Below are 20,519 nucleotides of genomic sequence, written 5' to 3'. Positions count from 1 at the left end.
GACGGCACTTTAACGGCAACCGCCCTTCAAGCCTCATTTGGCGCCCTCAGCTCCTGAGGGAAAAGCAACCCCGGTGTGCCGCTGGCGTGGCAGGACGAGGACCCGGTGCGCTTCAACGCCGAGCGCCACCTGAACCGCGCGGAAGATTTCCGCCTTCACTGCCGGATCGGCGGCGCCGTCGGCCACCACCAGCACCCCCAAGATACGCGGCGCCTCTTCCTTCTCTACCACCGGTTCCTCCCGCTGCCCTTCCCGGACCACTACCACCTGCCCGTTGGTATTATCCTCCGTCGTTAGGCGGTTAGCCCCGGACCGGTCCTTTTCCTCGGTTACCCGCCTGCCCGCCGTCGTGTTCACCGCGTACGCCGCCCGGGTAGAACCGGCCAGGCGGACCGAAACCGCCACCGCGCCCGCGCCCTCAATGTCTTGAATCACCGCCTTCAGCCGCTCCGCCACGTATTTTTCCTCGTCCCTGATCGCCACGGGCCTTCCCCCCTGATCCGGAACCCCTTTGCCCGCCGCAGCTACCGTTTCCGGCGCCTCCCTCCCGCCGCTCCCGCCAACTGCGAGCAGCAAGATTCCCGCCACGCCGAGCAGCGCTATCTTCAGCCAGTAACCCGGATTTTTACCGATTATACCTTCCTTGCCGAAAAGCCGGTCGAAAACATCTTTCATCCCGTTCGCCTCCTTCGAAAACGCGTTCTTCTTCCGTGGGGCGCGGCCGTCATCACGACCTGCCGCGCCGGCCCGGCCAACGGCACCCTTTACGGAACGGTCACCACCACCTTTTGGCGCGGCAGGTTGTAAAAATCGGCTATCGTCCCGGCCGCTCTCACCGCTGGGCCGCCCTCCTGGCTCAGCGCCGGGACCGCCTGGCGCAAATGAAGCCTTATCTCCCGCAGACGCGGGTAATCCGGCTCCCCCGTCTCGCACACGACCTCGACCCGCGTTACGTCGAGCCCCGCCAGCCCGGCCAGCGCTTTAACCTGCCGCGCTACCCCTTCCTGGTAGGCGGTCAGGGCCCGGGCAGCGTAGCGCTCCTGGAATTCCCGGTAGTCTGGGCTCACTACCCCCGGGTTTCCCGCTACGCTGACGGCCGGGAGCGCAAAGTCCCTCCGGTGGACAAAGTCGGTTAGCGCCTGCACCAGCGCCACCGTGATCAGGAGGCCGACCACCATCCGCACCCAGCGGCGCATCTCTCCCGGCGGTAGCAAAAGGTCGAGGATAGTAGCTAACATCGCGATGACGATTAGGTTGCGGACCAGAAGCGTTACCCGCTCCATCGCCTTCCCCTCTCAACGAAGCATTGTGATCAGGTACCCCAGCCCTACCACCGTAGCGGTGGCGAAAAAGCAGAGCAACCCTACCGTCGCCACCACCGCGAAAACCCCTAAGAGCCCGGCACCGACGCCGTCAAGGCAGCCCGACATCCGCCCCTCAAGCGGTTGGATCAGTGCCCCTGCAAGCTTGAAGATGAAGCTCAGCGCCAGGAGCTTGACCGCCGGAAAAGCCACCGCGTAGAAAATAAGGAGCGTGCCGGCAATCCCCACGGCGCTTTTCACCAGGAGGGAAGTCCCGATCACCGCCTCAAAGGCATCCGCCAGCGTCCCCCCCACAACGGGGATGAAGGCGCCGGTCGCGAACTTGGCCGTGCGCAGCGCTACCCCAGAAGCCACCGTTCCGCCCACTCCCTGGACAGCAAGGAGACCCAGGAAAGCCGTGGAAAGGAGCCCCAAAAGCGCCAGGCCAAAATGGCGGCAGAGGTCGGCCAACCGGGAAAGTGCAAGGCCCTCGTTTAAACGGTCCACCAGGCTCAGGACTAAACCGCAAGTGATAAGCGGCAGGACGACGTTTTTCGCGGCCGTCCCAATAACCGCAAGCCCGGTAAGCAGCGTCGGGTGCAGAATAGCAGCCGTAGTGACGCCCCCCGTAGCGGCAAGTAAACTCAAGAGCACAGGGAGCAGCGCCTGAACGAAAGAAACCATCCCCTCTACCGCCTCCCGCCCTGTTTTAAGCGCCAGGCCCAGGGCCGTAACCACCGTGGCGGCAAGCGCAAGGAAACAGGCATAATAGGCGACCTGGGACGTGGCCGCCCGCTCAAAAGCGCTGCTCAGCCGCTGCAAGACGGAGAGAATCACGCTTAGGAGGAGAAGTTTGCCGATGAGCACCCCGCTCCCATAAACCTCGCCCCAGAAATACCGGCCGAGCGCGCCCAGCAAAGCCTGCGGACTGGTATCCGCCTTCCCCCGGACGAGGTCGGTAACCAGTTGGCGAAAATCGACCGCCGGCGCCCAGCCCCGAATCGTTTCCGTGATCCGCGCTGCTTCCGCCTCCACACGCTCAAGGTTGAGCAGTTGTAGCTCTTCCTCAGGGACCGCCCCTCCGGGGCTGGCGCCCGCTGCCGCCGCCGGGAAGCAGAAAAAGAGCGTCAGGAGAAAAACCACCCACCAGTGCCGCTTCATCTCATACCACCAGTTTTAGAAGAAGATCGAGAAGGCCCGCAACAATCGGCAAAGCCAACATTAAAATGAGCACCTTAGCGGCAAACTCCACCTTTGTCGCCAACGCCCCTTCGCCCGCATCCCGGCAGATCTGCGCCCCGAAATCAGCCAGGTAGGCAATCCCCACAATTTTCAGGATGGTATCGAGATAGACCATATTCAGCCCAGCCCTGTTCGCCACACCGCTTACCACCGTGACCACCGCCCCGATCTTCCCTACAAAACCAAGAAAAATGATCACCCCAGCGGTAACCGCCACGCCGAGCGCCAGCTCCGGTTTTTCCCGCCGGAGAACCACCGTTAGGACCGCGGCGATAAGCGCGAAACCCACCACCTGGAGGATATTCATCGTTGTTAAGCCACTCCGTAGTTAAAAGAGTTTGAAGACCGATTGCACTTCGTTGAAAAGCGAACCTAAGAGCTGCACCACCCAGATGAGCACGATCCCGACACCCGCCAGCGTCGCCAGGTGCGCCAGGTCTTCTTTACCCGCCTGCTTCAACATCGCGTGCAAAACAGCGGTAAGAATCCCCACACCCGCGATTTTAAAGATTAGGTCGATGTTATCCATTCCTTTTCCCCCGCTAACTCAAGAGAATCGCCAAACCGAGCCCGCCGCAGAAACCGAGGGTGTTCCAGAGGCGCACGTAACGGCGGGCATCCGCCTCGGCAGCAGTGCCCGCTACCCGCAGCCGCTCGAGCGCTAAGGTAAGGTGGCGCACCTGGTCTTCCCGGTCGGAGTTGCCAAGCGCGGCTCCCAGGTCGCGCAAGGCGGCAAGGTCTTCCTCCCGCAGCGACAGCTTCGGGGATGCAGCCGCCACCGCAGCCGCCAAGGCCTCGGCCCCCGTGGCCCCCGGATTCTCCCGCAAGAACGCGGCCGCCCGCTCAAAAAGCAGCGCCACCGCCGGGTCCGCCCGCGCCGCTACCCTTTCCAGGGCCTCGCCAAGCGGCGCTAAAGCGTACCCGATCTCGGTCTGAAGCAGCAGAAGCGCTCCCATCAGCGCCCTTATTTCCACCGGCCGCCGGGCATAGCTTCTGCCGGCCTGCATTCCCGCCAAGCCCCCGGCAAGCACTACCATCCCCGCACCCAATAGCTTGAGCAAACTTACGCCCCCCTCTACGGCGCCAGCGTTCGCAAACTGGCTACGCCGGCGGCCGCCCGCCGTGGCCCGCAAAGCCCCGGCGTAAGGTTACGTCCTGCGCCGTCCAGGACAGCCGCAACCTCGCCCGGCTTTACCCCGCGCCGGAGGAAAACGAACCGCTCCACGACCCCGAGCGCGAATAGATGCCGGAAAAAGGGCCGCCGCCTGAGTTCCTCGATGCTGCCGGCGTGGGCCGTGGCCACCACTTTCACCCCTGCGTTGAGCGCGTCTTCAATGGCCCGCGCGTCCTCCGCCCGCCCGATCTCGTCTGCCGCCACCACTTCCGGACCGAAGGCCCGGACCAGCATCCTGATTCCCGCCGCTTTGGGGCAGGCATCGAGCACATCGGTGCGCACACCTACGTCAAACTGGGGCACTCCCTGGTAGCAGGCGGCTACCTCTGAACGCTCGTCCACCAGGCCGACGGTCACTCCGGGAAAGCCCAGCTCGGGCACGCCGTCGGCAAGCTGGCGGATAAGGTCCCGCAGCACCGTCGTTTTGCCGCACCGGGGCGGCGAAACAATGAGCGTGTGGCAGACGCGCGGGGGTGAGTCCCTCAACACGAACGGAAGAAGAGCGGCGGCGCTGCCCCGCACCTCCCGGGCCACCCGGAAATTAAGCCCGCTGATATGGCGCAAGGTCCGGATGCTTCCTCCCTCCACCACAGCCCGGCCCGCCAAGCCCAGCCGGTGCCCTCCCTCCAGGGTGATGTAACCGTTTCGCACCTCTTCTTCGAAAGCGTAAAGCGAGGCCCCGCACGCCAAATTAATGATCCTGCTTACTTCCGCCGCGCTTACCTGATACGCCTCCGCCGCCCGCTCGGTAAGGGAACCACACGCCGTGACAAAAGTCTCCCCCCGCACCAGGCGCAGGAGTAACGGCCGCCCCACCTTCAGCCGGATCTCCTCCACCTCATCCCAGACCGGAAGGGGTGTGAGAAGCGCCTGCAGCGAGCGTGGGAAAAAACGCAGCACTTCTTCTTTTAATCCTCGGGCCACCGGGTTTGTCCCCCCTCGGGATAAGGTTTATGCCTTCAGCAGAAGATTATGACAGCCCTTCCCCGTTGCCCCAAATTAAAAAGGGGCTTCTTGCGAAACCCCTTCTCCTGGTTACGTAATCTGCTCTGGTAAACCTGAACCTAACTACCTGCTTTGCGAAAGCCCGCTCAGTAGCCCCAAAAGAGGCCCTTTCAAAGGATGTCCGCAGCATCAACCCTCAGGGCCTCAGCTTCTACGGACCGTAGCGGTATCCTCTCGCCCGGCCCTTCGGTCCCGGCCGGTTCCTCCTCCAGATCGGCAGGCATCTCCTCCTCGCCGAAGATGGCCGTCTCTACGGTGTAGAGATCCTCGTCGAGCGCCCGGATGTAGTCCTCGGCGTCCTTCTGGGCGCTTTTCAATTCCTCGATCTCCTCCGCAAACTCGCCCAGGACCCTGATAATCTCCTGGACGAGCCGCGCCTCCTTCGAAGCCCCGTCGGTGCCGAGCCCGCTCAGCAGCCCCTTAACGTAGGCCACCCGCGCACGCACATCGCCCACTTTACCTACCCCCGTTTTCCAAATGGTTCAGCCTGACAAGTAGTATTGACCGGGGTGGGCGATTTTAATCGCGACACCGCAAAACCTGGCAAATCCGCCCGCAGACGCTGTTTTTGGTAATAAACGCACCGCCCGGCACCCACTGGCAGGTGTTCTCTTTACACCCGCTTCAGATACTCTCCCGTGCGGGTATCCACCTGGATCACGTCGCCCTCCTCGACAAAAAGCGGTACCTGCACCACAAGCCCGGTTTCGAGCTTTGCCGGTTTCGACCCGCCGGTAGCCGTGTCGCCCCTGATGCCCGGTGTCGTTTCCACCACCTGGAGCTCCACCGTGTTGGGAAGTTCAACGCCGAGCACCTTCCCTTGGTAGTCGAGCACGAACACCTCCATGTTTTCTTTCAAGTAGTTGACCGCGTCACCAAGCTCGGCCCTTCCGAGAGCGAGCTGCTCGAAGTTTTCCATATCCATAAAGTAATAACTGCTCCCGTCGTTATAGAGGTACTGCGAAGGCCGCCGCTCCAGGTGCGCCCGCGGCACCTTCTCTCCCGCGTTGAAAGTCCGCTCGATAACCGCTCCCGTGCGCAGGTTGCGGAGTTTCGAGCGGACGAAGGGCGAACCCTTCCCGGGTTTCACGTGCAGGAATTCGATCACCTGGTAGATGTCGCCCTCGAGCTCAATCGTCAAGCCCGTGCGAAAATCGTTGGTGGAAATCAAATTCTCCCCTCCCGCAAAATCTTTTCCGTCATCTACCTGTTATTAACAACTCCTCCTTCGGAGTTGCCGTCAACACCTCGGCGCCCTCGGGGGTTACCACCACCACATCCTCGATGCGGACGCCGCCCTGCCCCGGCAGGTAAACACCGGGTTCGACCGTCACCACCATCCCCGGCGCCAGGAGCGTTTCCACGCCCTCAGCGAGGCGCGGCTCCTCGTGGATCGCTAGGCCCAGGCCGTGGCCGGTGCTGTGGGTAAAGAACTCGCCGTAGCCGTGCTCCGTCAGCACCGACCGCGCCACCCGGTCAATCTCTCCGGCGGTAACGCCGGGTTTGATAGCGGCGATTGCCGCCTGCTGCGCGGCCAGAACCGCGCGGTAGACTTCTCGCTGCCAAGGTGAAGCCGCACCCACCGCCACGGTCCGGGTGAAATCGGAGTGGTAGCCGCCAACGACCGCCCCGCAATCGATGACCACCAATTCCCCGGGAGCGATCTCCTTCTCCGAAGCCACCCCGTGCGGCAGCGCCGCCCGCCACCCCGAAGCGACGATAAACTCAAAGGCCGCCCGTTCTGCGCCGGCCCGCCGCAGCGCAAACTCAAGCTCGAGCGCCCAGTCGCGTTCCCGCACCCCAGGATGCAGCGCCGCCAGGCACCGGGCGAAGATCTCATCCACAAGACGGACCGCCTCCCGAACCAGCGCTATCTCCGCCGGCTCTTTCACCATCCGGAGTTCCTCCACTAGGCCCGAAAGCGGCACCAATTCCACACCCGCAAGCGCCCCAGCCAGCTTGGCCCACCGGTCGTAAGTGACGTTTGCCGCCTCTATCCCCAGGCATCGCAGGCCGCTTTCCCGGACCAGCGCCGCCACCCCGTCCGGCCACGGCCGCTTTGCTTCCACTACCGCAAAACCGGGGCACTCGCGCCGGGCCTGCTCCACGTAGCGGCCGTCGGTGAGGAGCACCTCTTGCGTCGCGTCGAGCAGCAGAACCCCGGCAGAGCCGCTAAACCCGCTCAGATAAAAAACATTTTCGCGGCCGGTGACCAGAATTCCTTGCACGCCGGCCGCCGCAAATCTTTCGCGCAACCGCGCCAAACGCCCCGCAACAAAGCTCGCCGTCAGAGAATTAAGCCTCCTTTTTGACCAGGGCAACCGCCGCCCGCAGACCTAACAGGTAGCTTTCGGCCCCAAAGCCGCTGATCTGCCCGGCGGCAACCGGGGCAATCACCGAGTGGTGGCGGAACTCCTCCCGCCGGTAAATGTTCGAAAGGTGCACCTCAACCGTCGGCAACCCAACGGCCGCAATCGCGTCCCGCAGGGCGATGCTGTAGTGCGTCAGCGCCCCCGGATTGATTACCACCGCACTCGCGTCCGTCTGTTGCAGTTTATCAATCAACTCTCCTTCATGGTTCGACTGGAAAGTTTCCACCGCCACCTGAAGCTCCGCCCCGAGCGCCCGCAGCCGCGCGTCAATCTCCGCGAGCGTCATCTTCCCGTAAACCTCCGGCTCCCGCCGCCCGAGCAGGTTCAAATTCGGCCCGTGCAGAACCAGCACCTTCGTCACTTCTTCAGCCTCCATCCCGCCCCACTACTTCCCACTTATGCGCAGCGCCGCCACGCGGAAGGTCGGAGCGCCCCGGCCGCCGAAAAAGCGGAGGTCAGCTCCCACCCCATCTACCTGCCTTAGCAGCTCCAGCATGTTACCCGCGATGACCACCCCACGCACCGGATAGGCGAACGCGCCGTCCTTAATCCACATTCCCGCCGCTCCGACTGAAAAATCGCCCGATATCGGGTTCGCGGTGTGCATCCCCATCACTTCCATCACGTAAAGGCCATCCTGGACGCCGGCAATTAATTCTTCGGGGGAGGAAGTGCCCGGCTCCAAGTAAAAATTCGTCGTGCCCACCGCCGGCATAGACCGGAAGGAGCCCCGGACCGCGTTCCCCGTCGAGGCGCGCCCTTCTTTTGCCGCCGTATAGCTGTCGTAAAGATAGCCCTGCAGCACTCCTCCCTGCACCAGCACCGTGCGCCTTGTCGGAACCCCCTCGCCGTCGCAAGGCGCCGTCCGCAGCCCGCCGGGATAGGTCCCGTCGTCAACCAGGCTTACCCCGGTCGCCGCCACCTGCTGCCCCACTTTGCCCGCAAAAAGGGAGCGCCCGCGCTGCACCGCCTCCGCCGTCAGCGCCGGGCCTAAAAGACCGATGATATCCGCGGCCACGTAAGGGTCGAAAACTACCGGCACGCTGCAGGTTGTGGCGGCCTTAGCCCCTAAAAGCCGCACCGCGCGCGCTGCGGCCTCCCGCCCCAGCCCTTCAGGATTGAGCTCCCCAAAGCGCCTCCCGAACCAGAGAGCGTAGCCGGTCTCACTCTGCCCGTCTTGCTCTGCCGCCAAGCTGATATAGAGCCCGCAGGCTGCGTCCCGGTAAGCAGCCGCGATGCCACGGGAATTAACGATGGCGACCGTGCCGCCTCCCTCCTGATAGGTCGAGCTCTCAATCACCTTTACCCGCCCGTCGAAGGCCAGCGCCGCGCCTTCCATCCGCCGGGCAAGCCCAATCTTTTCCTCGAGCGTCGCCCCGTCGATGGCCGCATCGTAGAGATCCTGTTCCGGGTAAGGCCCGCCTGGTTCCGGCAGGCGCTGGTGCGCGTCCGCGCCGGTGTAAAGCGCAGCCGTTAGCGCCCGCTCTACCACGTTCGCTACCGCCTCCCGGGAGAGCTCGGTTCCGAAAGCAAAACCAACCTGCTCCCCCCGGAGCACCCGGACCCCGATCCCTTTCTCCTCCGCCTGCTTCAGCGTCTCGATCTGCCCGTGGCGCACCTCAACGGTGAGCTCCCGCCCCGCGCTCACGTAAGCCTCCGCAGCGCTGGCACCCCGCCGCATCGCCGCCGCCACCGCCGCCTCCGCAACCTTCAGAAGCTCTTCCGGCAACGCAACCGCCTCCAACTTTGCGTTCTACCTTACTACATTCAGACCTGGCGGGAGGGCGTCTCCGACCGCCGCCGCACCACTTTTGCACCGGACGCGTTGCGCTTGTTCCGGCCCACCCGCCACCCTGCTGTCTTCCGAATCCCCGCTACCGCCGTCCCGTGCCGCCCACAATCAGTTCCGGCACCAGGAGGGTGGGCTGCGCGTCACTCACCGGCACCCCCTGGCCGTCCTTGCCGCAGGTGCCTACGGTGAAGCCCAGGTCCCGTCCCACAAGAGCTACCTTTTTCAGCACCTCGGGGCCGTTCCCGGTGAGCGTGGCGCCCCGGACCAATGGCCCTACATCACCATCCTCAATAAGGTAACCCTCAGCCACCTCGAAGACAAAGTCCCCGTTGGTGGTATTCACCTGGCCGCCACCCATTTTTTTAACCAAAAAGCCTTTCTTTGCTTCCCGGATAATTTCCTCGGGCGGCGTCTTCCCGGGCTTAATGTAGGTATTAGCCATCCGCGGAATGGGCTTGTGCTGGTAGGATTCGCGCCGCCCGTGGCCGTTCGACTCCCGCCCGTCCCGACCGCTGGTCCGCCGGTCGTAAAGGTAATCCTTTAAGTAACCGTTTTCGATCAATACTACCGGTCGCGCCTTAACCCCCTCGTCGTCAAACCGGTAGGAACCATACTTCCCGGGGAGGGTAGCATCATCAATCACGGTCACCGTCTCCCCGGCCACCAGATCCCCTTTCTTGCCGCCGTAAACCGAGAGCCCCTTCTGCACCAGGTCCGCTTCAAGCCCGTGGCCGCAGGCCTCGTGCACCATCGTGCCCCCCGCCTCCCCGGCCAAGACCACGGTCATCCTGCCCGCCGGTGCCGGCGGCGCGTGAACCAGCGCTACCGCCCTCTGGGCCGCCACCTGAGCCACTTCCTCCGGCGACCGCTCCCTGAAAGTAGCCGCGAAGGGCGCCGTGCTACCCACCGCCTCGAAACCCGTCTGGATCACGCCCCCCTCGGCCGCCACCACGTTGACCGTGAAGCGGAGGCGGTGCCGCTCCTCCTCAACAAAGACGCCCTCGCTGTTCGCCACCGTGACTCGCTGCGCCACGTCGCCGTAACCGACCAGCACCTGCCGCACCGCCCCGCCGACCGCCCGCGCCGCCTTATCCGCCGCGGTTACCGCCGCCACTTTCTCCTCCAGCGCTACTTCCTCTTTAACCGGTTGCGGCGCGGTTTCCGGCCGCAGCGCCCGCACCACCGCCTCCCGCCCGAGGTTCAGCGCCCGCGCCGCCGTCTCCGCCGCCTGGAGCAGCCCTTCGCGGCTTAAGTCGTTCGTGTAGGCGTAGGCCGTGCTCTCTCCGGAAAGCACCCGGACGCCCGCACCGCAATCGCGCCCTATCTGCACCCGCTCAACCCGGCTATCTTCAAGAGCAATGAGCGTGCTCTGCCGCTCCTCGATAAAAAGATCGGCGAAGCTCCCGCCCCGCGCCAGGGCCACCCCGAGAACCTCTTCTAACACATCCTTATCAAACAACTGCTTTACCTCCCAAACATCCGCCCGCTAATCGCCCTTTTACAATTCGCAAAAACCGCAGTTCCGGGCCTTTCCCCATTTTATTTACCCCTTCCATTACCGTTAACGACGTCACAATAGGTAAAAAGCCTAACCGCCGTACAACCCAAGTTCGCCAGCCCTCGCCGCTACCCACCGTTGCGTCGGAAAGGCTACTATCTTTTTACTCTATCTTTCCCCGTTTTCCTGCCTCCCATTTTCAGTTCTTCTCTCACGCATAACAGCTAATCGCCGCCGCAAATAAACCCAAGCGTTTCAAAACGGCTTGCGGCAGATAGTGGAGGCCACCCTGCTTTAACGGTACTTTTACCTTCCCTGCACCCGGGAATTACACTTGACAAAATTAACAAAAACGTTTAGTTTATAAAGTAAGAAGGCAGGGGGTTAGCGATGCTTTGGGAAGAGGTAAGCCGCCGCAGCATCCGGGAGCAGGTCAGTGCGGAAACGGTTTTACGCGAAGAGGTGCAAAAGGCCGTTTTGGCCCATTTCAGCCTGCAGCGTTTTTTTAACGCGGCAGTCTTTCAAGGCGGCACCGCTTTGCGGCTTTTTTACGGCAACCTCCGGTATTCCGAAGACATAGACTTTGTTTTTACTACCAAAGACACGGACCTCTTTCGCAAAATTGGCACCCGCATCCGGAATCTGGCCCGCTTCGTGAGCGAGGTCTTTCCGTTCCTGGAGGAAACAGCGGTGAAAGCGCAAAAGGAGACTGGTACCTTCAAGCGCTTCACCCTCCGGTTACGCCCCCGCGACCTGGGAAGGGTGCTGCGGGTCAATATCGAATTTGCCAATATTCCGTCGCGGGACAATTCCTTGGCGCTCCTTCATTACCCGCCGTTCAACCCCGCCGTCAGGGTCGAGAGCCCGCACGAAATCCTCGCAGACAAGGTGGTGGCAGTCGTCCTCCGGCCATACATCAAAGGAAGAGACCTCTGGGACATCCACTACTTGGCCGCAGACAGGGGGCTGACCGTTAATACCCTCCTGGTCTACCAGAAGGCAGCCGACTACGGGAGCACTCCTGCTGATTTCGAAAAAGGGCTCGCTAAAGCTGTTACCCACGTCCGGACGGAAGGCCCCGTGATACTGGCGCAGGAGATGAAGAGGTTTCTCCCCCGGCCCGCCGCTGCCCTCTACCAAAGCAGTTACCCGGAGATGGCAGCAAAGATTGCCGCCCTCCTGGCGGCGGTGAGCGCAGGCGATAGCCGGGACTCGGAACGATGAAAACGAGCGAGTGGCTTGCTTTTTTCCGTCAGCACCAGGCGAAGAAGGTCTTCGCCCTCTCCGACCTGGAACAGATGACCGGCCTTCCCAAGGGACACCTGCAGGTGGAGCTCGCGCGGCTGGTGGCCCGCGGCATCCTCCGGCGGCTGGCGCGGGAGTGGTACGCTAACCCCTTCGCCCCGCCTTCGGTCGAGGAGGTGGCGATGGTCCTACGGTACCCGAGCTACCTTTCCTTGGAGTACACGCTCTCTCAGGAAGGCATCCTGAGCCAGACCGCGTTCACCGTAACCCTGGTGACCACCAGACCGCCTTACACCTTCGACCTGGAGGGTACCACTCTCGAATACCACCAGATCGCGCGGCGCCTTTTCTGGGGTTACCGCTCCGAGGGTCGCGCCAACGTCGCCTGGCCCGAAAAGGCGCTTCTGGACCTGATCTACATCCGCCACCTGAAAAGGCGGGAGATGGATGCCCGCGGAATCGCCTCCCTGCTGGACGATATCTATTTAGAGGAGCTTGACGCCGCGCGGCTATGGTCGTTCGTCCAGCGTTTCGGCGAACCGTACAGCAGGCAACTTGCCGCCCTCTTGAAACCAAGAATCGCCGAACCGGCAGAATGATCTGCACCGAAGAAGTATACGGGGGAAATAGCGCAGGTGGCGGTAAATCCCCCATCAGCGGGGTCGATTACCGCCACCTGCCGAGTTAGCGTTTCAAGCTATTCGCTACGACGTTACGTATCGACTGTGCAGCCCTAAATCCCGGGATAAGGTGCCCGCGTCCCGGCCGCCTGGTACGGGTTGTCCCGCCCCAGCACCCACTTAGATAACGCTTCGAGGCGGAGCTTATTCTCGGGTGTCGGCGCAGCGTAAAGAACCAGCGTGAACGCCGCCCGCACACGCCCGTCCGCTGCCGCGGGCGACGCCCCCGGGTTTTCCGATAGAACCAACGCCTTTATCTCTATCTGTCTCAACTCCGAAAGGCTCGCCAGGTTTTCCACCTTTCGGATGAAGTTAAGCACCCGCCGGTAATCCCCCTGCACCGCAAACTCAAGCGGTAACGCGAGGTAATGCTCCTTCTGCACCACCGCGCCGGGGCGGACTAAGGTCACCGCCACGCCCTGGCGCGCCGCCTCCAGCCCGATATCTGCCAGAACCGCACCGTCTCCCAAATCGATATCGAAGCGCGGTGATAAGGGCGCGAGGCGCTCCGCCGCAGCCTGCAACGCCTCCTTCTCCCGGCTAAAAGAAGCGGCGATGTTCCGCCCTTTTTCCAGGCGGGCCGTCGCTATCCGGAGCTCGGCCCGCACCTCCCGAAAGGCTGTTAGCTGAGGGCCGAGCAAAAACGTGCCGAAGAAATACAAGACGATAATCGCTCCTAAGAGCGCCAGAAGCAACTTTTCCCGCTGGCTGAGTCTATCCCAGGTCAACCTTATTTTCCTCCCAAGACCGCTTCGATAGTGAAGGTGGTGACGTGATCCTGCCCCACCGTGGTCACTTCCCGCAAAGTCACCTTTTGTAAGTAGGGCAACCGGCAAAGATTGTTGATGTAAACGCCGACCGAAGATAGGGAGCGGGTCCCGCCCTCGATTACTAGCCTGTTCGGCGCCGGTGGTATAGCCGGCTGAAGAGGGGGTGGCGCACCGCCAGAGGCCTGGGGCTGCGCCGGAGCGGCCGGCAACCCACCAGGAGCCTGGGGTTGAGCCCCAAGCTCAATGCGCGTAAGCCACATATCAACCGGCAACACCCGCTGAAGGTCAACCAGAAGCGGGTAGTACTCCCGCCGCTCCTTCAGGATGCCTTCCCAAACCATGGCGCGGTCCCTCAGCGCCTGGCTTTGCTGCTGAAGCCTTTCCACCTGCTGGATTTGGGGCTCAAGCGCCGCTAAGGCCTTCTGTTTTTGCTGGACCTGGAGCTGGCTGAAAAAAAGATAGAGGAGAAAAGCAACGTAGAGGAGGCAGAGCCCCCCGACACAGAAGACAAGCAGATTATAGAGAGGTGACCGCCTGGACACGCCCGGCTCGGTAGCGACCAATTCCGGCGGCAGAAGGTTGACCTTATACATCAACCCACCACCTCCCGCAGCGCCAGCCCGATCGCCACCGCCAAGCTCGGGTCATAGCCCTCGCCCGGCTTTCCGGTCTGAACCCGCACGCCGGGAAGCCCCATATCTGCCGGTACCCCAAGCTCTTCGGTGAGAAAAGCCGCTATCCCTTTGAGCTTGGCGCCTCCCCCGCAGAGGATGATCCGGTCGACCGGTGCTTCGCGGTTTTGGGACTGGTAATAACTCAGGCTCCGCCTGATTTCCCGCACCAGATCCCCCATCCCCGCCCGAATGGCAAAGTCGATCTGTACCTTTGCGGGCTCAGTCGTCGCGGCCACTTCCTCGAGAGCCACCAGGATTTCCCCTTCCTCTTCCTTCATCCGCTGCGCCACCGTAAAGTCTACGCCGTAAGTGTTGGCCAGGGTTTCGGTCACGGCGTCCCCACCCACCATAATGTTTCGGACCAGCTCGATCTGCCCCTCCCGCATTACCACAAACTGCGTGGCCGTAGCCCCGATATTCATTATCGCCACCGTCCCGGAAGGCGGCGTCTTGTAACTGCCGGCGAAAACCCGCCAGAGAGCGAAGGCCTGCAGGTCAACCGCGACCAGCCGCAGCCCAGCCTGCTGAAAAAGATTGTAGTAATCGTGCACCGTCTTTAGCGGCGCCCCGACAAGCAGGACGTGGAGCTGGCGCGCCTCTTCCCCTGCGACCTCCCCCAGGACGACGTGGCGCAAAACCAGTTCTTCCACAGGCACGGGAATGTGTCGCTCGGCCTCCCAGCGGATCGCCGCTTCCACCTCTTTCTCCGGCATCACCGGCAGGCGGATGTGGCGCATAATCACCTTGTCGCCGGCGATGGCCGTCACCACATCCTCAATCTGCGTCCCAGCGCTCCCAACCGCCTGCTTGAGCGCCAACGCTAATTGCTCCGAGCGGATGCCATTGGTGAAAACGCCGGGTGGCGTAGGGAAACGCCCGATGGCGACCACTTCGGGCACCGCACCGGCTAATTTCACCTGCGCCACCCTGATTTCCCGCGTCCCGATATCCACTCCCGCTAAGCCTACCCGCGGCAGCGCCAGCCGCCGGTACCAGCGTCTCAGCCTCCCCGCCAACGCCCCGGTGCGCCACCGGGTTTTATCTGCCACTTTCCCTACCAACGCCAAAGCCACGACTCCCCTCATCTGACGTTCAAAGTTTCAAGCCTAAGGCGCGAGTTTTAAAGTAACCGCCTAACTCACCTGTTTCCAGTAATCCACCTTCACCGTGTACGGCAGCCCCGGCGGGTAAAGGAGGAAGATAGCTGCATCATAAAGCAGCTTAACATCCCAACTCCGCCTATGACAGCAACCACCGGTTCCCTGCCAGCGGTGACCGCCCTGCTCGCTACTGTCGACCCCGATGCCCCAGGTAGCGATCGCCCCGCGCGTCGTCGCGGAACCGTTGAAGCAGAGGGTATCCCCGCACAGGATCACGCCGTCAACAACGTTGTTGCCGCGCATAAAGGTATCCTGGAGGGAGAGCAGCCCCCGCACCGCCGCGGGATCGCTGGTTTGCAGCTCCGCATTATTATCAAGCTCGATGTAAGTTGCGGCCACGATCGTCGCCCGGCCCGCATAATCACGGCACCTTTGAGCGATGGTGGCCTTGCCGTTCACGAAATAGACTCCGTTCATATTCTGAAGCTCGGCGCTGGTGAATGAATGGTCACCGCTGAAATAGTGCCCGCTCCCGTAGCTTTGCGCCACCTTGGTGTAGTAATCGATAAACTGCTGCCTCTTTACCGCGTCCGTCGGGTCAATACTCGCCGGGAAGTGGGGAATGTTAAGCCCGGCGTTCTCATGGTACACGCCCTGAATCGCCGAACTGGACGAGAGTGTAATAGTGCCGTTAGCCCAGACGTCGCCAACTACAGCCGTCGATCCGCCCTTAGAGCCAGATTGCCCACCTGGCACGGTAACATTCACGTTCCCCCGCGTGTAGACGTTCCCGTAAACCACCGGCCTGTCCTTACTCGTGGCCTCTATTTTCAGTTCACTGGGTGAAGCCGGCCCCCGCCCCCCGAAGACTAGGTTGGTCGGGTGGTTGCTATCCCCGATCACCGTGGTGCTGCTTGTAATAGTCAGGTCGTCATTACTCCCCTTACCCGCGATGTTCACCCCGCCGCCTTGGCTACCGCCCGGGTAGCTAATAAAGGGATCATAGCTCACCGTCACCTGCGCCTCGACCTTCTTGCGGGCTTTGCCGTACTTCCCGGTGCTCTCGATTTTCACCTGCACCCCGGCCGCCGTCCGGGAAAGCTCGGTCAGCACCACGCTTTCGATGGTGCCGCCGCCGAAAGGAACATTGGTAAAGCCATCCCGCCACAGCGGGTCCACTTTAAGCTGCGCTATCGCCCGCTCCACGCCGGCTTCCGCCGCGTAGTAGGCGCGCGTGCCGTCGGCGCTGCTACTAGCCGCCCGCTTGCTGTAGGTGGCCAGGGTCAGCCCCGCCGTCCCCAAGATGACGATGATGGCAATCACCATCACCGCCAGTAAGGTCGCCTGCCCCTTTTCTGGCCGCATCCTGAATCCCCTCCCTTCCCAACCTTAGAAAGCCTAAAGCGCAAACTTTAGCCGCTATAAACTCCGCGCGTAAACCGCCGTCCGGACGGAAACCTCGCTTGTCTGCACCCCCTTGCCCTTGAGTAGCACCTGCACCAGCGCCGGGGCCGGGCGGGAAAAATAGACCGCCGTTACCACCCCGCTCGTAACCGGCTGGTAAGTGCCGCCCGCCACGCTCCGCTCCAATTCTTGCGCCGCCGCATCGTAACGGTAAACCACTTGCTGCCCGTTGCTGTTCACCAGAGCAAGGGAGGCAACATCACTTTCGTACACCGCCGGCACCGTAATTGTTGTAGCCCCCCGCACATCGTAGGCCACCTTCGCCACCGCGATCCGCAGGTTGTCCACTACCTCCGTCTCCTGCTCCGTCCAGAGCCAGTCCTTCACCCCGCGTTCGTAAAGCAAAAAGGACGCGAAGACGACTAAGGTCATCAGCACCGACGCAATAAGGACCTCTACCAGCGTCAGCCCGCGTTCGTCCCGGTTCGCGATCATGGGGCAACCCGCTCCATGGTGAGGCTGAGCTCCCGCTCGGCCGCCCGTACTCGATAGTAGACGCTAATGGTAACTGTCTTCGTCGTGGTCGTAACGTTAGGGACTACCACTACGCGGTAGGTAAACCCAGCCACCGTAGGGACAAAATCCGCTGGCGGATCGGCTGGATTTGGAACAGTGCTAAGGGCGCTGTAGTCTACCGCACGCAACTCTTCCAACTTCTCCTGCGCCAGCCCGGCCGCCTTGGTCTCCTGCCGCGCGGTTTCCGCCAACCGCTTGCTTACGTCGTAAGCCGTGAAAATCCCCGTCGCCATAATCCCTAAGATTACGGCCGCTACGAGAACCTCCACCAGCGTCATGCCGCATTCGCCACGCCACCAAGGCTTCATTTCCGGCCACCCCATCCTACGGCGCTTCCGCCGTGACGCGCACCCGGCCCGTCCCCACTAAGACCCTCACCGCCCGGTACTCACCCGCATAATTGGTTAAGTAAGCTGTCCCCGTCCCACCCGGGTTTCCGGACGCCGCAAAATGTAGTTCGTAAACACCGGCGGCCACCGCTGGAAAAGTAAGCTTAGCGAAGCGGACGCGCACCGGCAGGTAAACCGCACCGCGTACCGCCCCGCCGCTGTGCTGCTCATAGTACCCGGCGTCCCGGTAGAACCGCACCGCGGTAGCTGTCCCCTCCGCCAACGCCTTTTGCTGCGCCGCGCGGATATCGCTGGCCAAAAGCCGCGCCGCCGCCTCTATCTCCCAGTGGGCCGCCGCACGGTTAAAGCTCACCACGGCCACGCCGAGAAGCAGGCCAACGAGAGCCACCACCACTAGCACTTCTACCAGGGTAAAACCGCGCTCTCGCGGCCGGTCGCCCGGGAGATAAACCCTCCCCCGCAAAGAGCATCCCACCCACGGACAAACACAGAACCAAGCTAACTTCTACGAGGGCCTGTCCCCAGTCAATTTATCCTCTATCTATACCCGAGTACCGCCAGGAGCTCCCCGCCCCAAAGACTACTCAGCCAGAAGCCGAGAGCGAGGAACGGCCCGAAAGGAAGCGGCTCCTTCCGGCTTTTTTTCTTAACCAGGATTAGCGCCAACCCGTAAAAAGTGCCCAAAAGCGATCCTAAGAAAAGCCCGAGCATCACGCCCGGCAAGCCCAGATATAACCCCGCCGCCGCCGCAAACTTGATATCCCCGCCCCCCATGCCGCCGCCGGTCACAGCCGATAGGAGCAGGAGAAAGCCACCAACCGCAACCGCGCCCGCAACCGCTGCAGCCGCCGCCACATCACCGGCCAGCGGCACCAAAACCACCGCCCCGGCAACCATCCAGAGAACCAGCCGGTTCGGAATAATCCGGTGCTCAGCATCGATGAAGGCCGCCGCGAGCAGCGCCGCCGTAAAGAAAAAGTTTTTGGCCACCACCCAGCCGAACCGCGCCCCTGACCCGGTATCACCACCTGATTGGGCCTGCAGCGTTATGTAAACTACTAAAAAGAGCCCCGCAGTTAGAAGCTCCACTGCGGGGTAGCGGGGACTTATCCGCCCCCCGCAGTGGCGGCAACGCCCCCGCAAGATAAGGTAGCTCACCACCGGAATCAAGTCGCACCACCGGAGCCGTTCCCCGCACGCCGGACAGTGGGATGGCGGCCACACCACACTCTCCCGGCGCGGCAGCCGGTGGATCACCACGTTCAGGAAGCTACCGGCGAGAAGACCGCAAAGGCCCGGTATAACCAGTATCCAGAAAAATGAACTACACCCTGCCCAAACACGCACAAATTCCCTCAAACGCTTGGAATTATGTCGGCTCTATCATTGCTATAGCCGCCAAGAATAATCTTGCAGCCGTTATCTATTAGGTATATATTGTTTCTCCTTACGGCCAGAGCTTCTGAGCACCAGTAGTTCCATATGGCGGCGCAGTACCGGAAGTCGGCTCCGACGCATCGCTCACATAGTAGTATGTTGTTCCGTGCTGACAATAGATCTCATATTGGTCGTCACTGGTACCTTTGAGGTAATAGTACGAACCAGCCCACGGGTCCTTTTTATTCTTTATGCCTCCATTTTCTAAAACAGCCTGTGCATAAGTATTCGCCGGAGCTACACCGTTGCCCTCATCGGCGATATAGACCTCCAGCACCGACTTCATCGCCCGCAAATCACTCAATGCCGCCTTTTCCTTCGCCTTGTCCGCCTGCCCGAGGAACCTGGGCAGGGCAATCCCCACCAGTACCCCGATGATCACCACGACAACTAACAATTCAATCAGCGTAAAACCGCGCTCGTCCGCCCTCAACCGTCTCATTCGCTCCGCCAAACGTAAGAGCATTGCCTAACCTCCTTCGCAAAATTTTGCCTTTCCTAAATAAACTAATACCGTCCGGGAAACCAGTTTTGTTCCCCTAATCCCCTTTTTCGGCAGCAATCTGGCTCCTCTTTACCGGACGCTGCCGTAAATCGAAAAGATCGGCACGAGAACCGAAAGGATAATCGAACCGACAATAAAGCCCAGCACCACAATTAGGAGCGGCTCGATGGCCACCGAGAGCCGCTTGGCCGTTGCCTCCACGTCCTGGTCGTAAAAGACGGCCACCTTCTCTAATAGCTCTTCAAGCGCCCCGGTCTCCTCCCCTACGGCCACCATTCTGGTTACCATCGGCGGAAAGACCCCGGTTTTCTCCAAGAGACCCGCTATCGCACCCCCTTCGCTAACGTTCTCTATGGTCTGCTCGAGTGCCCGGGTGATCACCACGTTGCCGATGGTCCGCTTGACCACTTCCAGCGCGGCCAAAATCGGCACACCGCTCTGGACCATCGTACCGAGGGTCCGGGCAAAGCGAGCAACGATCACCTTCCGGACAAGCATCCCCAATACGGGCACCCGCAAAACAAAGCGGTCCCAAACCTCCTTGCCTTGCGGCGTGTAAGCAAAGAAGTAGCGTAAAGCCACACCGGTCAGCAGCAGCCCGAAAAGCAAGAGCGGCCAGAAACGTTTGCAAAAGAGGCTGAGCCCCATGAGAAACCGCGTCGGCAGCGGCATGGGAAGATTCATATCCCTGAAGATATTCACAAAAGTGGGCACGACAAACGTTAGGAGAATACCGATTACGAGCGCCGCCACTATAAGCACAATTACCGGGTAGGTCAGCGCCCCGCGCACCGCTTCGCGGATCTCGTGCTCTTTTTCGAAATGAACCGCCAGCCGTTCGAGGACCTCCTCGAGGGTACCGCTCACCTCGCCCGCCTCCACCATGCTGGTAAAAACCGCCGGAAAAACACGCGGGTACAGGCGGAAGGCTTCGGTAAGGCTGAGCCCCCCTTCGAGGCGCTCCACAACCCCTTCAAGGGCGCTCCGCAGAACTTTATTCTCCGCCTGCTCGGCAAGCACGCTCAGCGCCTGGAAAACCGGCAACCCCGCGTCGAGCATCACGCTGAACTGGCGGCAAAAGACGGCGAGATCCCGCTGGGAAACCCGCCCCCCTAAAAAAGTGGCGAGCGTAGCGTTGGTTTTTCCGGCCGGCCGGACATCGGTAACAAACAGGTTCTTACCCTGCAGCCGCTTGACAACGGCCACTTCACTGTCCGCCTCGACAAAACCCGTCACCAACTGGCCTTTAAAGTCCCGCGCCCGGTAGCTGAAGGTCCTCGCCACCAGCACCGCTCCCCTTAAACAAACTTCCAGCACCAATTACCTATTTTTTTCGCCGGAAACCACCTGATTTCCTGCCCCGATTACATAAAATAACCTTAGGCTTTCCCAAC

Annotated in this window: 25 protein-coding genes; 2 read left to right on the top strand and 23 right to left on the bottom strand. The window is 61.7% G+C overall.

Translation table 11 applies throughout. The features are described 5' to 3' along the window. Nucleotides 1-33 precede the first annotated feature (33 nt). The 13 genes from EDD75_RS00235 to EDD75_RS11415 all read right to left on the bottom strand — a co-directional run bounded on the left by EDD75_RS00235 (nucleotide 34) and on the right by EDD75_RS11415 (nucleotide 10,345). Nucleotides 34-675, bottom strand: a complete 642-nt coding sequence (locus EDD75_RS00235) for a hypothetical protein (RefSeq protein ID WP_123926331.1) — start codon at nucleotides 673-675, stop codon at nucleotides 34-36. A gap of 89 nt (nucleotides 676-764) precedes the next feature. Continuing rightward, the gene (locus tag EDD75_RS00230) at nucleotides 765-1,283 is read right to left on the bottom strand and encodes a stage III sporulation protein AF (protein WP_123926328.1); all 519 of its coding nucleotides are present in this window, start codon (nucleotides 1,281-1,283) and stop codon (nucleotides 765-767) included. Nucleotides 1,284-1,295: 12 nt separating this feature from the next. Continuing rightward, the gene (gene spoIIIAE / locus EDD75_RS00225) at nucleotides 1,296-2,462 is read right to left on the bottom strand and encodes a stage III sporulation protein AE (RefSeq protein ID WP_123926325.1); all 1,167 of its coding nucleotides are present in this window, start codon (nucleotides 2,460-2,462) and stop codon (nucleotides 1,296-1,298) included. A 1-nt stretch (nucleotide 2,463) separates the two neighbouring features. Beyond that, entirely contained in the window at nucleotides 2,464-2,850 is a 387-nt protein-coding gene (gene spoIIIAD / locus EDD75_RS00220; protein ID WP_123926322.1) for a stage III sporulation protein AD, read from the bottom strand. Between the two features lie 21 nt (nucleotides 2,851-2,871). Beyond that, nucleotides 2,872-3,072, bottom strand: coding sequence for a stage III sporulation protein AC (gene spoIIIAC, locus EDD75_RS00215; protein WP_123926319.1), 201 nt, complete (start codon nucleotides 3,070-3,072; stop codon nucleotides 2,872-2,874). 13 nt (nucleotides 3,073-3,085) lie between these two features. Beyond that, the gene (locus EDD75_RS00210; RefSeq protein WP_123926316.1) at nucleotides 3,086-3,604 is read right to left on the bottom strand and encodes a stage III sporulation protein AB; all 519 of its coding nucleotides are present in this window, start codon (nucleotides 3,602-3,604) and stop codon (nucleotides 3,086-3,088) included. 14 nt (nucleotides 3,605-3,618) lie between these two features. Continuing rightward, complete coding sequence (gene spoIIIAA / locus EDD75_RS00205; protein ID WP_123926313.1) at nucleotides 3,619-4,641, bottom strand: stage III sporulation protein AA; 1,023 nt, start codon at nucleotides 4,639-4,641, stop codon at nucleotides 3,619-3,621. A 191-nt stretch (nucleotides 4,642-4,832) separates the two neighbouring features. Continuing rightward, nucleotides 4,833-5,177, bottom strand: a complete 345-nt coding sequence (locus EDD75_RS00200; RefSeq protein ID WP_123926310.1) for a CD1247 N-terminal domain-containing protein — start codon at nucleotides 5,175-5,177, stop codon at nucleotides 4,833-4,835. 158 nt (nucleotides 5,178-5,335) lie between these two features. Next, a complete protein-coding gene (efp, locus tag EDD75_RS00195) occupies nucleotides 5,336-5,893 on the bottom strand; it encodes an elongation factor P (protein ID WP_123926306.1) in 558 nt (185 codons plus the stop codon). 28 nt (nucleotides 5,894-5,921) lie between these two features. Next, nucleotides 5,922-6,977, bottom strand: a complete 1,056-nt coding sequence (locus tag EDD75_RS00190) for a M24 family metallopeptidase (RefSeq protein ID WP_211328022.1) — start codon at nucleotides 6,975-6,977, stop codon at nucleotides 5,922-5,924. 40 nt (nucleotides 6,978-7,017) lie between these two features. Beyond that, nucleotides 7,018-7,455, bottom strand: a complete 438-nt coding sequence (gene aroQ / locus EDD75_RS00185) for a type II 3-dehydroquinate dehydratase (protein ID WP_211328021.1) — start codon at nucleotides 7,453-7,455, stop codon at nucleotides 7,018-7,020. A 24-nt stretch (nucleotides 7,456-7,479) separates the two neighbouring features. Beyond that, nucleotides 7,480-8,823, bottom strand: coding sequence for a TldD/PmbA family protein (locus tag EDD75_RS00180; RefSeq protein WP_245963008.1), 1,344 nt, complete (start codon nucleotides 8,821-8,823; stop codon nucleotides 7,480-7,482). 145 nt (nucleotides 8,824-8,968) lie between these two features. Further along, complete coding sequence (locus EDD75_RS11415) at nucleotides 8,969-10,345, bottom strand: TldD/PmbA family protein (RefSeq protein WP_123926300.1); 1,377 nt, start codon at nucleotides 10,343-10,345, stop codon at nucleotides 8,969-8,971. Between the two features lie 429 nt (nucleotides 10,346-10,774). Here EDD75_RS11415 and EDD75_RS00170 point away from each other — a divergent pair, with 429 nt between their 5' ends. Then, nucleotides 10,775-11,608, top strand: coding sequence for a nucleotidyl transferase AbiEii/AbiGii toxin family protein (locus EDD75_RS00170; protein WP_123926297.1), 834 nt, complete (start codon nucleotides 10,775-10,777; stop codon nucleotides 11,606-11,608). Then, the gene (locus EDD75_RS00165) at nucleotides 11,605-12,228 is read left to right on the top strand and encodes a type IV toxin-antitoxin system AbiEi family antitoxin domain-containing protein (protein ID WP_123926294.1); all 624 of its coding nucleotides are present in this window, start codon (nucleotides 11,605-11,607) and stop codon (nucleotides 12,226-12,228) included. The genes EDD75_RS00170 and EDD75_RS00165 overlap by 4 nt, the downstream gene beginning before the upstream one ends. 134 nt (nucleotides 12,229-12,362) lie before the next feature. Here EDD75_RS00165 and EDD75_RS00160 read toward each other — a convergent pair whose 3' ends face one another. From EDD75_RS00160 to EDD75_RS00115, 10 genes are all read right to left on the bottom strand, one after another. Next, on the bottom strand, nucleotides 12,363-13,037 hold the full coding sequence (locus tag EDD75_RS00160; protein WP_170157636.1) for a type IV pilus inner membrane component PilO: 675 nt from the start codon (nucleotides 13,035-13,037) through the stop codon (nucleotides 12,363-12,365). A gap of 2 nt (nucleotides 13,038-13,039) precedes the next feature. Beyond that, complete coding sequence (locus EDD75_RS00155) at nucleotides 13,040-13,672, bottom strand: PilN domain-containing protein (RefSeq protein ID WP_123926288.1); 633 nt, start codon at nucleotides 13,670-13,672, stop codon at nucleotides 13,040-13,042. Beyond that, nucleotides 13,672-14,820 (bottom strand): type IV pilus assembly protein PilM, encoded by a 1,149-nt coding sequence (gene pilM, locus EDD75_RS00150; protein ID WP_170157635.1) that lies wholly within the window; start codon nucleotides 14,818-14,820, stop codon nucleotides 13,672-13,674. Before pilM ends, EDD75_RS00155 begins: the two co-directional genes overlap by 1 nt. A 66-nt stretch (nucleotides 14,821-14,886) precedes the next feature. Next, nucleotides 14,887-16,218: a pilus assembly PilX N-terminal domain-containing protein gene (locus EDD75_RS00145; RefSeq protein ID WP_123926282.1), complete on the bottom strand. Its 1,332-nt coding sequence runs from the start codon at nucleotides 16,216-16,218 to the stop codon at nucleotides 14,887-14,889. Between the two features lie 54 nt (nucleotides 16,219-16,272). Then, nucleotides 16,273-16,752, bottom strand: a complete 480-nt coding sequence (locus EDD75_RS00140) for a PilW family protein (protein WP_123926279.1) — start codon at nucleotides 16,750-16,752, stop codon at nucleotides 16,273-16,275. Next, the gene (locus EDD75_RS00135) at nucleotides 16,749-17,141 is read right to left on the bottom strand and encodes a type IV pilus modification PilV family protein (protein ID WP_170157634.1); all 393 of its coding nucleotides are present in this window, start codon (nucleotides 17,139-17,141) and stop codon (nucleotides 16,749-16,751) included. The genes EDD75_RS00140 and EDD75_RS00135 overlap by 4 nt, the downstream gene beginning before the upstream one ends. Nucleotides 17,142-17,157: 16 nt before the next feature. After that, complete coding sequence (locus EDD75_RS00130; protein WP_123926272.1) at nucleotides 17,158-17,646, bottom strand: prepilin-type N-terminal cleavage/methylation domain-containing protein; 489 nt, start codon at nucleotides 17,644-17,646, stop codon at nucleotides 17,158-17,160. Nucleotides 17,647-17,720: 74 nt separating this feature from the next. Continuing rightward, nucleotides 17,721-18,530 (bottom strand): prepilin peptidase, encoded by an 810-nt coding sequence (locus EDD75_RS00125; RefSeq protein ID WP_245963007.1) that lies wholly within the window; start codon nucleotides 18,528-18,530, stop codon nucleotides 17,721-17,723. Nucleotides 18,531-18,630: 100 nt separating this feature from the next. Next, nucleotides 18,631-19,086: a prepilin-type N-terminal cleavage/methylation domain-containing protein gene (locus tag EDD75_RS00120; RefSeq protein ID WP_123926270.1), complete on the bottom strand. Its 456-nt coding sequence runs from the start codon at nucleotides 19,084-19,086 to the stop codon at nucleotides 18,631-18,633. A gap of 108 nt (nucleotides 19,087-19,194) precedes the next feature. After that, nucleotides 19,195-20,409: a type II secretion system F family protein gene (locus EDD75_RS00115; RefSeq protein WP_123926267.1), complete on the bottom strand. Its 1,215-nt coding sequence runs from the start codon at nucleotides 20,407-20,409 to the stop codon at nucleotides 19,195-19,197. Nucleotides 20,410-20,519: the final 110 nt, after the last annotated feature.

Source organism: Thermodesulfitimonas autotrophica (assembly GCF_003815015.1).
GTDB lineage: Bacteria > Bacillota > Desulfotomaculia > Desulfotomaculales > Ammonificaceae > Thermodesulfitimonas > Thermodesulfitimonas autotrophica.
The sequence above is the reverse complement of the archived record's forward strand: the minus strand, read 5'-3'. Positions and strand labels throughout refer to the sequence as shown.